Origin of the sequence: Dolomitihabitans soli (assembly GCF_022213955.1) — a bacterium.
Lineage (GTDB): Bacteria > Actinomycetota > Actinomycetes > Streptosporangiales > Streptosporangiaceae > Streptosporangium_A > Streptosporangium_A soli.
Map to the genome: position 1 here is coordinate 311,890 of NZ_JAKNTW010000006.1, position 14,031 is coordinate 325,920.

Here is a 14,031-nt window from a genome sequence, read left to right on the forward strand (position 1 = left end):
GCCGTCGCAGGTGACCACCGGCTGGGCGGGGCGCGCCGAGAGAGCGCTTTCTCGGTTGCGGAGACGTTACCGGCCGATGTCTTGACGCGGCGGAGCACAAAGTGGGTTGATTGCCCTACTGACAACGTTGTCACTATGGCTTTTGGCGACGCTCGGGGGTTGGATCTTCATAACGTTGAAGGGACGTGTTTCGATGCGACGACGGTGGATGTCGGCCGTCGCGATCACCATGGCGGGCCTGCTCTCCCTCACCGCCTGCGGCGGCGAGGCGGGCGACCAGGCGAAGCCAAGTGGTGAGGCGGCCAAGAAGCAGGTAGAGGTCTTCTCCTGGTGGACCGGGCCCGGCGAGGCCGACGGCCTGAAGGCCATGCGGGAGATCTTCGAGAAGCAGAACCCCGGTCTCACGTTCTTCGACGCGGCGGTCGCGGGCGGCTCGGGTGACAAGGCCAAGGCGCTGCTGCAGTCGAAGCTCCAGGCCGACACCCCGCCCGACACCTTCCAGGGGCACGCGGGCGCGGAACTGCAGGGCTACATCAAGGCCGGCGACGTGGAGCCGGTGAACTTCCTCTACGACGAGCTCAAGCTCAAGGGCGTCATTCCCGACCAGCTCATCGAGCAGATCACGGTCGACGGCCAGATCTACTCCGTCCCGGTCAACATCCACCGCTCCAACGTCATGTGGTTCAACCCGGCGGTGCTGAAGGAGGCGGGGGTCGCCGGCCCGCCCAAGTCGATCCCGGAGTTCATCGCCGCGCTGGAGAAGGTCAAGGCCAAGGGCAAGATCCCGCTCTCGATCGGCTCGGAGTGGACCGTCACGCACCTCATGGAGAGCGTGCTGCTCGGCTCGCTCGGCACCGACGCCTACAACGCCCTGTTCAAGCCGGGCGCCGACTGGAGCGGCCCGGCGGTGACCAAGGCGCTCAACGAGCTCAAGACGATCCTGTCCTACGCGGGTGACCCGGTGGACGACTGGCAGCCCGCCGCCAAGCAGGTCGCCGACGGCGAGGCCGCCTTCAACATCATGGGCGACTGGGCCTACGGCTACTTCCACAACCCGCCGGACGGCGGCCTCGGCAAGGTGTCGAAGCAGGACTTCGACTGGGCGCCCGCACCGGGCACCGAGGGCACCTTCCTGTGGCTGTCGGACAGCTTCACGCTCCCCAAGGGCGCGGCCAACCGTGACGGGGCCGTCGCTTGGCTCAAGGTCGCGGCGAGCAAGGAGGGGCAGGACGCCTTCAATCCCAAGAAGGGTTCCATCCCCGCCCGCAAGGACGCCGACACCGCCCTCTACACCGACTACCTGGCCGACGCGCTGAAGGACTGGGGCAGCAACAAGCTGGCCGGCTCCATCCAGCACGGCGTGACCGTGAACCAGCCCTGGCTGGCCTCGATCACCGAGGCCGTCGGGTTGTTCCTGGGCACCAAGGACGTGGCGGGGCTCCAGGCCGCGCTCGCCGACGCGGCCAAGGCCAACGCCCAGTGAGATCGCGTACGACCCGCGCGGCCGGCGCCGCGCGGGCCGTACGGCTCGGAAAGGGACGTAAGTGACACGCGTGCGCAGGTGGCTGCCTGGGCTACTGCTGGTGACGCCGTCGATCGTGGCGATCGCGGTCTTCGTGTACGGCATGCTGGGCTGGAACTTCCAGCTCGCCATGACCGACAAGCACGATGAGATCTCGGAGGGGAAGTTCGTCGGGCTGACGAACTTCGTCGAGCTGTGGGATCAACCCAGATGGCATATCTCGGTCAACCACGCGATCGTCTTCACCCTGGTCTTCGTCGGCGGGGCACTGGTGCTCGGCTGGCTGCTCGCCTTCCTGATGGAGAAGGGGATCAAGGGCGAGGGGACGTTCCGGGCGATCTACCTCTTCCCGATGGCGATCTCGTTCGTCGCGACCGGCATCGTCTGGCGCTGGCTGATGAACTCCGGGCAGGACGAGCGCGCGGTCGGGTTGAACCGGTTGTTCGACTCGATCGGGCTGGACTTCCTGCAGTGGGAGTGGTTCAGGAACCAGGACTGGGGGATGGCCGCGATGGCCATCCCGGCGATTTGGCAGATGTCCGGATATGTCATGGCGTTGTTTCTGGCCGGGTTCCGCGGGGTCCCGGAGGAGCTGCGCGAGGCGGCGCGGGTGGACGGCTGCACCGAGTGGAAGGTCTACCGCTACGTCGTGCTGCCCTTCCTCCGGCCGGTCACCCTCTCCGCGCTGATCATCCTCGGCCACATCTCGCTCAAGGTCTTCGACCTGATCGTCGCGGTCTCCGGAAAGCAGATCATCACCGACGTGCCCGCCGTGTTCATGTGGGTGGCCGTCTTCGACTCCCACGATCCCGCGAAGGGCGCCACCATCGCCTCCTACATCGTGCTCTCGGTGGCCGTCTTCGTGGTTCCCTACCTGATCTGGTCCGTCCGCCGGGAGAAGCATTGATGACGAGTGTCGCCCAGGCTCCGCCGGACCGGTCGAGGGCGCGGGCCCGGATCTCGTACGGCATCCGGCTGACCCTGCTGATCCTCTTCTTGGTGATCTTCCTCATCCCGGTCTACGTGCTGCTCGCCACCAGCTTCAAACCGCTCACCGAGGCCGATCCCGGACAGGCGTGGAACCTGCCGGGCACCTGGACGTTCGAGGCGTGGCGGGTCGCCTGGGAGAAGCTGCGTCCCGGTCTCGTCAACAGCTTCCTGCTCGCCGTACCGGGCTCGCTGATCTCGGCGATCCTCGGCTCGATGAACGGCTACGTGCTCTCCAAGTGGCGCTTCCCGGGCTCCGACCTGCTGTTCACCCTGTTCCTCTTCGGAATGTTCATCCCCTACCAGGGCGTCATGATCCCCCTGGTCCAGGTCATGGTGAACCTCGGCGTCTACGGCGGCATCCCGGGCCTCATCCTGGCGCACGTCGTCTACGGCATCCCGATCTGCACCCTCATCTTCCGCAACTACTACGTCACGATCCCCGACGAGCTCATCGAGGCCTCCCGCGTCGACGGCGCCGGCATGCTCCGCACCTTCTGGTCGGTCGTCCTCCCCGTCTCCGCCCCGGCCTTCGCCGTCGTGATCATCTGGCAGTTCACCTCGATGTGGAACGACTTCCTGTTCGCCGTCTTCCTCACCGGCCCGCAGAGCTGGCCCGCCACGGTCCTGCTCAACAACATCGCCGGCGCCCAGGCGACCCCTTACAGCCAGCAGATGGCCGCCGCGATCCTCTCCTCCATCCCCACAATGATCATCTACATCCTGCTCGGCCGTTTCTTCATGCGCGGCCTGATGGCCGGCGCGCTCAAGGGCTGACCCGCTCTTTTGTTTTTGTACGGCACAGCCACCTGAGCGCCACCCGCCGCCGCCACTGAGCGTCCGCCGGTCCACGCCACTCCAGCGCACCTGGCCGGCCGCCGTATCGACCCGGCCGTCGGCCGTCTTCTCCGGTGAAACCGGCGAGGGAGTGAGCCTGGGGGAGACAGGTGGGCCGCTGATTCGGTGAGGTGCACGCTGCGGAACGGAGACTGGGCGATGCCGCTGAGTCTCCTATTCGCCGAGCAGGGCCGAGAGGGTGCGGCCGAAGAAGAGGCGGGCCGCCGGGGCGGTGAGGCCGTCGAGGGGGCGGGGAACCCAGCGCATCCGTAGTTCCTCCCGCCAGATGACCTTCGATGCGGTTCCCGGCGGGGTGGTGTGCGGGTGGACCTCGATCTCGGCCCAGCCGGTGATGACCGTGCCGCGCTTCACCACCCGGCAGGAGCCGTGCGGGCGGCCGGCGGCAGGCGGGTCCCAGCGGACGACCTCCATCGGGTCGTCGAAGGCGATGGGGCCGACGCCGGTGCGGGCCACGAACGACGTGCCGGCCCGCGTCGGGGGCGGCGTGGTGACGACGACCGAGGTCAGCGGGGCATGGTCCCCGTGCCGTGCCCACTCCGTGACGCGACGCCAGGCTTCGTCGACGGGCAGCCGCGACGCGCGCTCGATCTGGAAGAAGGCCACCTGGCGATCTTAGAACCGGTCGGTGGCTGCGGGTGCGGTATGTCGGCGGTATAACGGCAGGCCTCTGATGGCGGCTTCAGTTGCCTCACGATGATCGCCCTTGCTTGGATGGCATCCCCTGGCCGAATGATGCGCACGGGGATTACCAGAGTTGCGACGTCGATCATGTTCTATTCGCCTGCGCGGAGCTGGAAAGAAGACGGACATCCTTCGCAAGTTCCGGCCCACAAAGCGACTCACCGAGGCCGGGGCACTCAAGGACATCCAGTGCATCGCCCCCGCGCCCTGAACTGACCACTCCGGGAATCACCATCATGGACAAGAAACTGCCTCGCCGTACGCTGCTGGCGAGCATCGGTGGCCTCGCCGCCGCAGGCCTCGCCACCCCAGCCGTCGCGCGTACGGTGAGTTCCGGCAGCGTAACCGTGAACGCCTCGTTGGGCATGGGCGGCTTCCCCAACCCCGCCTGGTACATCAGCCACACGCACGCCAACTGGTACTTCAAGCGCGGCCCGCTCGGCCCCAAGACGATGGACCAGCTCAAGAACGACTTCCACATCAAGTGGGCGCGGGTCTTCGCCAGGCCGGACCGCTACTACAACCCGGACACGGGCACGTATGACCTGGCCAAGAACTACCCCTACCTGGACCAGGCCGCCGCCTACAGCAGCCGACTGCATTTGATCATCAGCTCGCCCAGCGTGGCCAAGACCCCGGCGCTGTGGGAGGAGATCGTGCGCACCACGCTGCTGGACCACAAGAAGCGCTATCCGCAGATCGACAGTGTCGTGCCATGGGGCGAGGCCAATCAGGCGTCGTCAGGGAACATGACACCCAGCCAGTTCTACCCCTTCTACCGGGCCGGTTACCGGGCGGTCAACGCGGTGAACGCGCAACTGAAGCCCGCCATCCCGATCATCATGGGCGGGCCGGGGATCTCGCGGCCGCGTCCTGAGTGGATGAACCCCTTCTTCGCCCTCTACGCCGCCGACCAGGACAAGGGCAAGCGGCTGGACTTCGTCTGCTACCAGTCTTACGGCCTGCTCGACGCACCGATCCAGGCCCAGAGCGAGCGCAGCCGGGTGCAGAGCATGCTGAGCGGCGCCGGTCTCAACCCCGCGACCCCGGCCTGGGTGACCGAGTTCGGCTTGTACGGCGGCGACACCGATGGCGGAACCCACGGCCGTACCCCTGCAGAGGACCTCAAGCACGACCAGCTCGTCCAGGCCGCGGGGATCGCCGCGGTCAGCAGGTACTACATCATCGGCAAGATGAACCGCCCGTTCCAATGGGTGGTCCACCACGGCGAGAACCTGCGGAAGGACATGTTCGTCGAGGGCCTGGACGGTGTCCGCCTGCCGTTCGGCCACGTCGTGGTGATGCTGGGCATGCTCAAGCCCGGCCTGGACGGTGAGCGGCTCGACATGCGGATCAGCCCCGGAGCCGCCCAGACCGACGGAATCGGTCTGGCGGCCCTCGCGCACGCCGACTCCAGCCGGGTGGCCGTCATGTACTGGAACTACCAGGCCGAGACGGGTGGTGACGTCTACGACACCACGATCACGGTGGACGATCTGCCCTCAAAGCTGTTCTCCGGCAGGCGGGTCAGGATCGAGCGCTGGCTGGTCGACACCACGCACAACAACTACAACTACAACGGCACCACCACCTTCGCCCGCGAAATGGACACCACAACGGACACGCCGGTGACCAAGGTGGTGCAGCGGGTGCGACTGACCAAGAACGCGGTCGGCCTCATGCTGCTCACTCCGCGGTGATGACCGTCCTCGGTGTCGGGCCACCCGACACCGAGGGCACCGGCGCCACCGACATCAGAGACCGCGGCAGCTGAGTGGGCAGATCCTGATGAGGCGAACACCGGCGAAACGCGCGTCGCCCCAAACGCCTCGCCGCGAGCCACGGAGAGGTCGATCTTGTCGGCCTTCGGGCACCCTGGACGTCATCGAGAAGGGGCCGGGGCGACTGCCGGTCACCATCCCGTTTGCGGCTAATGCTCACCTTCTCGGCATCGGCGGGCCACTTGGCAAACAACTTTGCGCCATATCTGGCTGTCAAATTCAGGGTCATGCGACGCTTCCCCAGCCCGGAAAGAGCACTGTTCCGCCGACTTGGCCTCATCGTCGTGACCACCCTGGCGGTTCTGGCGACGGTCGCCCCCGTGGCCGCCGCCGTAGCGCCGTCGACGATCATCGGTGTCGCGCACCGAGGGGCGTCCGCGTACGCGCCGGAGAACACCGTCGCGGCCTTCAAGCTGGCGCGACGGCAGCAGGCCGACATGTTCGAGATCGACGTCCAGGAGACCAAGGATCACGAGCTGGTCCTCATGCACGACACGAACCTGGCCCGCACCACCGACGCCGAGGAGGTGTTCCCCGACCGGGGCCCCTGGCGGGTCGGCGACCTCACGCTCGCGGAGATCCGCAAGCTGGACGCGGGTTCGTGGTTCGCGTCGAAGTACAAGGGCGAGCGGGTGCCGACGCTCGGCGAGGCGCTGCGCGCGATGAACGGCAGCGGGCTCGGCCTGCTGCTGGAGGTCAAGGAACCGCGCCTCTACGACGGTGTCGAGGGTCGCATCGTCGACGAGCTGCGCCGTAACGCGTCGTGGCTGAGGCCCGGCCGGCTCGTCGTGCAGTCGTTCGACTGGGGTTCGATGCGTACGTTCCACCGGGCCATGCCCGAGGTCCCGGTCGGCCTCCTTGGCACGCCGGCGACCGCGGAACTCCCGGCCCTGGCGAAGTTCGCCAGCCAGATCAATCCGCCGCACGCCGACGTCACCCCGGAGTACGTCCGCCGGGTGCACGATCTCCGCATGGACATCCTGCCCTGGACCGTCGACGACCCGGAGGTCATGCGCCGCTTGATCTCCCACCGGGTGGACGGCGTCATCACCAACAAGCCCGACGTGCTGCGACGGGTGATCCAGGATTCACGGCGCGCCGCCTGATCGACCACGGGAGCCGGCCCCATCGAGGGGCCGGCTCCTGGCGCTGGGGCGGCGGACCACTGCCGCCGGCCACGAGCCCTACCAAACGACTGAGAATCGGAATATATATAAACGAACCTACTTCTTTATCGACGAAAAGCCTGCCGATATCATCGGTCTCCGACGCGCGGCATTTTGCCGCTAAGTTCGGCGTCGAATTCCTGTATATATAATCACCGTGGCATGGCGGAACGCGGTAACCCGGTTCAGGATAAATGCTCACCGACTAGGCAACAACGGGCTATTCGCCTATAAACTAGGCACGAGATCTGCCTGTCAGGTTCGAGGCCCCGGAGCGCTTCGCGGCCCGGGCGGACGGCTCGGCCTCATCGTCGCCACCGTCCTCGCGGTGCTGGCGGCGATCGTTCCCGAGGCCGTCGCCGCCCCGCCGTCCACGGTCGTCAACGTCGCGCATCGCGGAGCGTCCGCGTACGCGCCGGAGAACACCGTCGCGGCCTTCAAGCTGGCGCGACGGCAGCAGGCCGACATGGTCGAGTTCGACGTCCAGGAGACCAGGGACCGCAGGCTGGTCGTGATGCACGACGCCACCCTGGCCCGCACCACCGACGCCGAGGAGGTGTTCCCCGAGCGGGCGCCCTGGCGGGTCGGCGATCTCACCTTCGCCGAGCTGCGCAGGCTGGACGCGGGCTCGTGGTTCGCCGCGAAGTACCGGGGGGAGCGGGTGCCGACGCTCGGCGAGGTGCTGCGCGCGATGAGCGGCAGCGGGCTCGGCCTGCTGCTGGAGCTGAAGACGCCGCGCCTCTACGGAGGGATCGAGGCCCGGGTCGCCGACGAGTTGCGGCGCCATCCCGCGTGGCTGAAACCCGGCAGGCTCATCGTGCAGTCGTTCGACTGGGATTCGATGCGGATGTTCCACGACACGCTGCCCCAGGTTCCGATCGGCCTGCTCGGCACCCCGACCAGCGAGGAACTCCCGGAGGTGGCGGAGTTCGCCAGCCGGATCAACGCGCCGCACCGCGACATCACCCCCGACTACGTACGGCGCGTCCGCGCCCACCGGATGGGACTCTTCACCTGGACCGTGGACGACCAGGCGATCATGCGCCGCCTGATCTCTTACCGGGTCGGCGGCATCATCACCAACAAGCCCGACGTGCTGCGCGGGCTCACCCGCGTCTAGGCGAGGCCCGAAGGCGCTCGGGCCCGAACTCAGGCGGGGAAGGCGCCGGCGGTGAGGGCGTCGCCGAGGGAGGTGCGCTGGTAGAGGACGCTGCGGCCGGTGCGGGTGGCCGTGACGAGGCCGGCGCGGCGCAGCGCGGTGAGGTGCTCGCCGGTGGTCCCCAGGGCGATGCCGAGCAGGGCGGCGAGCTGGGTGGTGGTGCCGGGGGCGGCGAGTTCGAGCAGGATGCGGGCGCGGGTGCGGCCGATCAGTACGGCGAGGCCGTCGTTCGCCGCGGGCAGCGGGGCGGCGATGCCCCGGGCGGGGTAGATGAGGGCGAATCGCGGTGATTCCTCAAGGTAAGCGCCCATGCGGTTGCTGAACAGGGTCGGCAGGAACAGCAGGCCCTTGCCGTCGAGCCGGCAGATTCGCTCGCTGTCGCCCATCCGCAGCTCGATGTGCCCCTGCCGCCAGCGACACTGGGCGCTGAGATCGTCCAGCGCCGCCGCCCAGCCGTACGTCGCCAGTCGTCCGGCCCGCTGGACCACGTCGCGCTCCAGGACCGCGTGGAAGAACGGCCACGCCGGTGCGACGATCTCCGTCCAGGCGATCGCGAACGCGTCGGCGATGATCCGCACCACGTCAGGGCCCAGCAGGAGCTCCCGGATCTCCGGGTCGGCCCGCGGGAGCATGGCCAGCACCCTCGCGACCTCGGCGTGCGCCTGCTCGACGGGGGTCGCCCGGACGACCGCCAGCTCGTCGTCGAACGACACCTTCACCCCCGACGGCGGCGGCGCGATGAAGTCGACGTTGGAGTTCCCCCTGTTGCCGGAGATGGCCGCGATGGCACGCAGCCCGGGGTGCGCGCGTTCGAGCACCTTGTACGTCTCCTGCCGGCGCTCCACCCACTGCCGGTGGATTCCCGCCTCGTGCCTGCCGGAGATGGTCCAGAGCGCGTGCATGGTCTCGATCAGCGGCGAGATGGTGAACCGGCTGCTCACCATGTCCTGTGAGCTGACCGCGAGTCTGATCATCCGCTTGCCTTTCGGATATGGCCGAAAGCTTAGCGGCTGGTGGGATCTGTGCCGGAGCATCCGTCTCGTGACAGAAGAAGGCGTGGCAGAAGAACGTGGGGCACGGTTCGCGGACGTGTTCGCCGTTCCCGAGTTCCGGGTGCTGTTCGGCAGCTTCGCGTTGCTGGTGGCGGGTGACACGGTGAAGATGCTGGCGCTGTCGGTGCTGGTGTTCGAGCGCACCGGATCGCCCGGTCTGTCGGCCCTGGCGTACATGGTGGGCTGGCTGCCGTACATCGTGGGCGGGACCTTCCTGCTCTCGTTCGCCGACCGGCTCAGGGCGCGGTCGCTGATGGTCGTCGGCGAGCTGATGCGGGTGGTCGTGTGTCTGGCGCTGGCCTTCGCCGGAATGCCGATCTGGGCGATGCTCGTGCTGGTGCTGGCCACCGGGTTGTTCGCCCCCGTCTTCGGCGCCGCGCGCAACGCGTTGCTGCCCGACCTGCTGCCCGGAGACGCCTTCGTGCTGGGCAGGTCCCTGCTGGGCGTGACCTCGGCGGCGGCGCAGGTCTGCGGCCTCGGCCTCGGCGGCGGCTTCATCGCGCTCGTCGGGGCGGAGGGCGCGCTCGCGGTCACGGCGGCCCTGTCGGCGGTGGCGGCGCTGGTGCTCCGGTTCGGGCTGCCGGATCGTCCGGCGCGCGGCGACCGGAACCGGGGCGCGGTGGGCACGACCCTGCGGGTCAACCGGGAGATGCTCGCCGACACCCGGGTGCGGGGACTGCTGCTCTCCCAGTGGGTGCCCGTGATGTTCCTCGCCGGCGCCGAGGCGCTGTTCGTTCCCTATCTCAGTGGGACGGGTACGGCGGGCACGGCGGGGATCGCGCTGGCCGCGGCGGCGGTGGGGATGGCGGTGGGCGAGTTCGCGATGGGCAGGTTCGCCCGGCCGCGTATGCGCGAGCGGCTCTCGCTCCCGGTGGCCGTGCTGCTCGGCCTCCCGTTGCTGGCCTTCGTGGTGCGGCCGGGGCTCGCCCTGACGGCCGTGCTCGCCGCGCTGGCCGCCGGTTGTCTCGCCTACACCCTGGGGTTGCAACGACGGTTCGTCGACGCGGTGCCGGAACGGAATCGCGGTCAGGCGTTCGGCCTCGCCTCCGCCGGGCTGATGACCGGCCAGGCCCTCGGCGCCGGCCTGGTGGGGCTGCTCGCCGAGTTCGTCCCCCCGCACCAGGCCATCGCCGTCGCGGGTCTGGGCGCGATGCTCGCCGCCCTCGCCCTCCGCCGCCACCTGTCCCCGGACCGACCCGCGCGACAGGCGCCGATCGTGCCTCCGCGACTGCCTGTCGCCGTGCCACCAGAGAAGGGCGGCGCGGTTCCCCGCCACGTTGACCTGGATCAGGGGTAGGTGTCGTGGTATCCCACAGCCAGCCAGACGATCACGCATTCGCCTGACTCTTCGGTGTCGATGCCGAACGTGCAGAGGGCGCGTACGTCAGGTGAAGCGAAGCTCCAGGTGAGCGAGTGGAGATCCGTGACAGGTTGCCCTTGCGGTGGGTGATGGCCGGCACCAGCAGCCCGTGCGCCTGCCGTATCGGATCCGTCAGGACGCTGGGGAGAGCAAGGCGCGGGCGGCCTGCTCGGCCTCGGGGGGTGCGGTGGCGATGACCGCGTCCAGGGTGGTGCGGGCGGTCTCCAGTTCGTGGATCGCGGCCTGGATGCGGGCGCGTTCGCGGTGGAGGTCGAGCAGGAGCTCGGGGCAGTCGGCGATAAGAGCGTCACCGTCCTTGCCCATGCAGGGCAGCAGGTCGGCGATGGTGGTCGTGGAGAGTCCGGCGGCGAGCAGGTTGCGGATGTGGCGGACGGTTGCCATGTCCGATTCGACGTACTCCCGGTAGCCGCTGGGTTTGCGCTCGGGGCGGAGGAGGCCCTGCTCCTCGTAGTAGCGCAGGAGGCGCCGGTTGACCCCGGTGCGGCGTTCGAGCTCCCCGATGCGCATGTTTCCTCCGGCGTACGGCTTGACTATCACATGGATGTGACAGTTTAGCTTTGCCGCATGACATCGCCATTTAAACGAGAAGTCGCAGGTCGGCGACCGGATATCGCTGGGGCGCGCCAGTGGGCCGGGCTCGCGATGCTGGCCCTGCCCACATTGCTGTTGGCCATGGACGTCACGGTGCTCTACCTCGCAGTGCCACATCTCATGGCGGATCTGCAGCCCAGCAGCGAGCAGATGTTGTGGATCACCGACGTCTACGGATTCATGATCGCCGGATTCCTCGTGACGATGGGGACGCTGGGCGACCGGATCGGGCGACGCAGGCTGCTGATGTGGGGAGCGGGGGCGTTCGGCGTGGCATCGGTGGCCGCCGCGTACGCCCCCAGCGCGGAGGTGCTGATCGCCGCCCGGGCGCTGCTCGGGATTGCGGGGTCGACGCTGATGCCCTCCACGCTGGCGCTGATCAGCAACATGTTCCGGGACGCACGCCAGCGGGGGGCCGCCATCGGTATCTGGGCGGCGAGCATGTCCGGCGGAGTCGCCCTGGGGCCGGTGGTCGGCGGGGCGCTGCTGGAATCGTTCGGATGGGGGGCGGCGTTCCTGATCGCCGTGCCGGTGATGGCGCTGCTGCTGGTGGGCGGGCCGCTGCTGCTCCCGGAGTACCGCGACACCACCGCAGGGCGGCCCGACCTGGTCAGCGTCGCGCTTTCCCTGGTCGCCATGCTGACGATCGTGTACGGCGTCAAGCTGCTGTCCCACGGGGGCGACCCGGTCCTGAGCGGTGGGATCGTTCTGGCCGGCCTGTCCGCCGGAGTGGTGTTCTGGCGGCGGCAGCGCGGGCTCGCCGACCCGGTGCTCAACGTGACGCTCTTCCGTAATCGCGCCCTCACCGGCGCCCTGCTCGTCCTGCTCCTGGGCCTGGCCGCTACCGCCGGCACCTACCTGTTCGTCACGCGGTTCCTCCAGGGAGTCGAGGGCCTGTCCCCGCTTGCGGCGGGCCTGTGGCTGGTGCCCTCGTCGGTCGCCATGATCCTCACCTCCCTGGCCGCCCCCATCCTGGTACGGCGACTGCCCGAGCGGGTCGTGGTCGCCGGGTCCCTGGCGGTGTCGGCGGCCGGCTTCCTCCTGCTGGCCCTGCTCGACCAGGCGGCCGGACTCCCCCTCCTGATCGCCGGCATCATCGTCGTCTACGTTGGCCAGGGCCCGATCATGGCGCTGAGCACCGACCTCGTTGTCGGCTCCGCCCCGCCTGAGAAGGCCGGATCCGCTGCGGCCATGTCCGAAACGAGCACCGAACTCGGCCTGGCCCTGGGCGTGGCCGTCCTGGGCAGCGTCGGAGCCGCCGTCTACCGTCAGGCCGTGCCCGCCGCGCTTCCCGCCGGCCTCCCGCCGGAGGCGACCTCCGCCGCCCGCGACTCGATCGAGGCCGCGGTCACCGCCCTTGCCCACCTTTCGTCCGCCCAGGCGAACGCCGTACTCGGCCCCGCCCGGGAAGCGTTCACCGCAAGCCTCAACCTCGTCGCCGGGATCGGCGCTGTCGCCACCCTGGCCCTGGCCGTACTCGCCTTGGTGGCCCTCCGCAGACAGCCACCGGTCGCCGAACCCGCACCCGCCGAGACGGCGGAGGTTCTCGGCCAGGCCTGAGACCGGCCGCGGCCGGGAGCGGGGCGGACCCCGCCCGCCTCCCCGGCGGCGTCTACGGCATCGCCGTCCACCCTCGGCCGACCCTGGCCCTCTTCCAACTCCCCCTACTGGCCCATGGCTCCATCTGGGTGGCCGAATCCCGGCGGGTCCACACCGGTGACCTAGGTTCGGGCCCCCATTTCGACATATGGGCCAGAACCGCGACCTGGCCCGCGGCCGCCGCATAGGGATAATTGTCGGAAAAATAGCTTTGTGTCCGAATTTGCGTCCGAATATTGCGCCGTCGTCAGTGGGGTGGGATCTCGCCCGAGCCGCGGGTGATCAGATGGGTGGGCAGGCGGAGGTGTTCGGGTGGGCCGTCGTGGCCGAAGAGACGGCGGAAGAGGAGTTCGGCGGCGGTACGGCCGAGCCTGGCGGGCTCCTGGGCGATGACCGTGACGCCGGGGACGATCAGGTCGGACAGTTCGAAGTCGTCGAAGCCGACCAGGGCGAGGCGCGGTGACGTGGCGCCCGCGAAGGCCCGCAGGGTGGCGACGGTGAGGCGGCCGTTGCCGGTGAGCAGGGCGGTCGGCGGGTCGGGGAGGGCGCGCATCCGGTCGAGCTCGAAGGCCACGCGGGCCCGGTCCGGTGGTCCCATGCTGATCAGGTGCTCGTCGGGGGCCAGCCCGGCGGCGGTCAGGGCGCGGCGGTAGCCGTGCAGGCGCTCGCGGGCGGTGAAGATCGACGGGCTGTCGCCGAGGAAGGCGATGCGGCGGTGGCCGTGTGCGAGGAGGTGGCCCACGGCGAGGCGGGCGCCGCCGGTGTTGTCGCACAGGACGGTGTCGACGTCGAGGCCCGGTTCCGCCGGACGGTCGACGAAGACGGTGACGATCCCGGCCTGCAACTCGGGGAGCAGGTAGTCGTGGTCGAAGCCGGCGGGGACGACGATCAGCCCGTCGACCCGCCGGGAGCAGAAGGTGAGGACCAGTTCGCGTTCGCGGACCGGGTCCTCGGCGGAGGAGCCGCTGAGCACCAGGGAACCGTGTTTGGTCGCGACGTCCTCGACCGCGCGGTTCAGCGAGGAGTAGAAGGGATCGGCGACGTCCTCGATGACCAGCCCGATGCTGGCCGTACGGCCGCTGCGGAGCACCCGGGCGCTCTCGTTGCGCCGGTAGCCGAGCCGTTCGATGGCGGTCCTGACCCTGACGGCGGTGGCGTCGCTGACCCCCGGCTCGTCGTTGACGACCCGTGAGACGGTCTTGAGCGCCACACCGGCCAGGGTGGCGACGTCCTTCATGGTCGGACGGGTCACGG

The 14,031-nt window shown here is 69.0% G+C and carries 12 protein-coding genes; 8 read left to right on the forward strand and 4 right to left on the reverse strand.

Annotated features, from left to right (window positions below):
- Nucleotides 1-193: 193 nt before the first annotated feature.
- From MBA17_RS14830 to MBA17_RS14840, 3 genes are all read left to right on the forward strand, one after another.
- A complete protein-coding gene (locus MBA17_RS14830) occupies nucleotides 194-1,483 on the forward strand; it encodes an ABC transporter substrate-binding protein (RefSeq protein ID WP_238497021.1) in 1,290 nt (429 codons plus the stop codon).
- 61 nt (nucleotides 1,484-1,544) lie between these two features.
- Nucleotides 1,545-2,429 carry a carbohydrate ABC transporter permease gene (locus MBA17_RS14835; RefSeq protein WP_238497022.1) on the forward strand — a complete coding sequence of 295 codons (885 nt, stop codon included), beginning with the start codon at nucleotides 1,545-1,547 and terminating at the stop codon, nucleotides 2,427-2,429.
- A complete protein-coding gene (locus MBA17_RS14840; RefSeq protein WP_238497023.1) occupies nucleotides 2,429-3,286 on the forward strand; it encodes a carbohydrate ABC transporter permease in 858 nt (285 codons plus the stop codon). The genes MBA17_RS14835 and MBA17_RS14840 overlap by 1 nt, the downstream gene beginning before the upstream one ends.
- 234 nt (nucleotides 3,287-3,520) lie before the next feature.
- Here MBA17_RS14840 and MBA17_RS14845 read toward each other — a convergent pair whose 3' ends face one another.
- On the reverse strand, nucleotides 3,521-3,970 hold the full coding sequence (locus MBA17_RS14845; protein WP_238497024.1) for an SRPBCC family protein: 450 nt from the start codon (nucleotides 3,968-3,970) through the stop codon (nucleotides 3,521-3,523).
- A 314-nt stretch (nucleotides 3,971-4,284) separates the two neighbouring features.
- Here MBA17_RS14845 and MBA17_RS14850 point away from each other — a divergent pair, with 314 nt between their 5' ends.
- The 3 genes from MBA17_RS14850 (at nucleotide 4,285) to MBA17_RS14860 (ending at nucleotide 8,115) form a co-directional block, all read left to right on the forward strand.
- Nucleotides 4,285-5,748, forward strand: coding sequence for a glycosyl hydrolase (locus tag MBA17_RS14850; RefSeq protein ID WP_238497025.1), 1,464 nt, complete (start codon nucleotides 4,285-4,287; stop codon nucleotides 5,746-5,748).
- Nucleotides 5,749-6,056: 308 nt separating this feature from the next.
- Nucleotides 6,057-6,935 carry a glycerophosphodiester phosphodiesterase gene (locus MBA17_RS14855; RefSeq protein ID WP_238497026.1) on the forward strand — a complete coding sequence of 293 codons (879 nt, stop codon included), beginning with the start codon at nucleotides 6,057-6,059 and terminating at the stop codon, nucleotides 6,933-6,935.
- A gap of 388 nt (nucleotides 6,936-7,323) precedes the next feature.
- Nucleotides 7,324-8,115: a glycerophosphodiester phosphodiesterase gene (locus MBA17_RS14860; protein ID WP_238497027.1), complete on the forward strand. Its 792-nt coding sequence runs from the start codon at nucleotides 7,324-7,326 to the stop codon at nucleotides 8,113-8,115.
- Nucleotides 8,116-8,144: 29 nt separating this feature from the next.
- On the opposite strand, the gene MBA17_RS14865 is transcribed toward MBA17_RS14860, so the two are convergent.
- Nucleotides 8,145-9,128, reverse strand: a complete 984-nt coding sequence (locus tag MBA17_RS14865; RefSeq protein WP_238497028.1) for a winged helix-turn-helix domain-containing protein — start codon at nucleotides 9,126-9,128, stop codon at nucleotides 8,145-8,147.
- 82 nt (nucleotides 9,129-9,210) lie between these two features.
- On the opposite strand from MBA17_RS14865, the gene MBA17_RS14870 reads away from it, so the two are divergent.
- A complete protein-coding gene (locus MBA17_RS14870; protein ID WP_238497029.1) occupies nucleotides 9,211-10,503 on the forward strand; it encodes an MFS transporter in 1,293 nt (430 codons plus the stop codon).
- A 195-nt stretch (nucleotides 10,504-10,698) separates the two neighbouring features.
- Here MBA17_RS14870 and MBA17_RS14875 read toward each other — a convergent pair whose 3' ends face one another.
- Nucleotides 10,699-11,094, reverse strand: coding sequence for a MerR family transcriptional regulator (locus MBA17_RS14875; protein ID WP_238497030.1), 396 nt, complete (start codon nucleotides 11,092-11,094; stop codon nucleotides 10,699-10,701).
- A 57-nt stretch (nucleotides 11,095-11,151) separates the two neighbouring features.
- On the opposite strand from MBA17_RS14875, the gene MBA17_RS14880 reads away from it, so the two are divergent.
- The gene (locus MBA17_RS14880) at nucleotides 11,152-12,738 is read left to right on the forward strand and encodes an MFS transporter (protein WP_455432766.1); all 1,587 of its coding nucleotides are present in this window, start codon (nucleotides 11,152-11,154) and stop codon (nucleotides 12,736-12,738) included.
- A gap of 286 nt (nucleotides 12,739-13,024) precedes the next feature.
- On the opposite strand, the gene MBA17_RS14885 is transcribed toward MBA17_RS14880, so the two are convergent.
- A complete protein-coding gene (locus tag MBA17_RS14885) occupies nucleotides 13,025-14,029 on the reverse strand; it encodes a LacI family DNA-binding transcriptional regulator (protein WP_238497031.1) in 1,005 nt (334 codons plus the stop codon).
- Nucleotides 14,030-14,031: the final 2 nt, after the last annotated feature.

Coding starts and splice junctions, on each gene's coding strand:
- MBA17_RS14855 (WP_238497026.1), top strand. CDS start 6,057: ATGCGACGCTTCCCCAGCCCGGAAAGAGCACTGTTCCGCCGACTTGGC.
- MBA17_RS14865 (WP_238497028.1), bottom strand. CDS start 9,128: ATGATCAGACTCGCGGTCAGCTCACAGGACATGGTGAGCAGCCGGTTC.
- MBA17_RS14830 (WP_238497021.1), top strand. CDS start 194: ATGCGACGACGGTGGATGTCGGCCGTCGCGATCACCATGGCGGGCCTG.
- MBA17_RS14850 (WP_238497025.1), top strand. CDS start 4,285: ATGGACAAGAAACTGCCTCGCCGTACGCTGCTGGCGAGCATCGGTGGC.
- MBA17_RS14840 (WP_238497023.1), top strand. CDS start 2,429: ATGACGAGTGTCGCCCAGGCTCCGCCGGACCGGTCGAGGGCGCGGGCC.
- MBA17_RS14875 (WP_238497030.1), bottom strand. CDS start 11,094: ATGCGCATCGGGGAGCTCGAACGCCGCACCGGGGTCAACCGGCGCCTC.
- MBA17_RS14880 (WP_455432766.1), top strand. CDS start 11,152: ATGACATCGCCATTTAAACGAGAAGTCGCAGGTCGGCGACCGGATATC.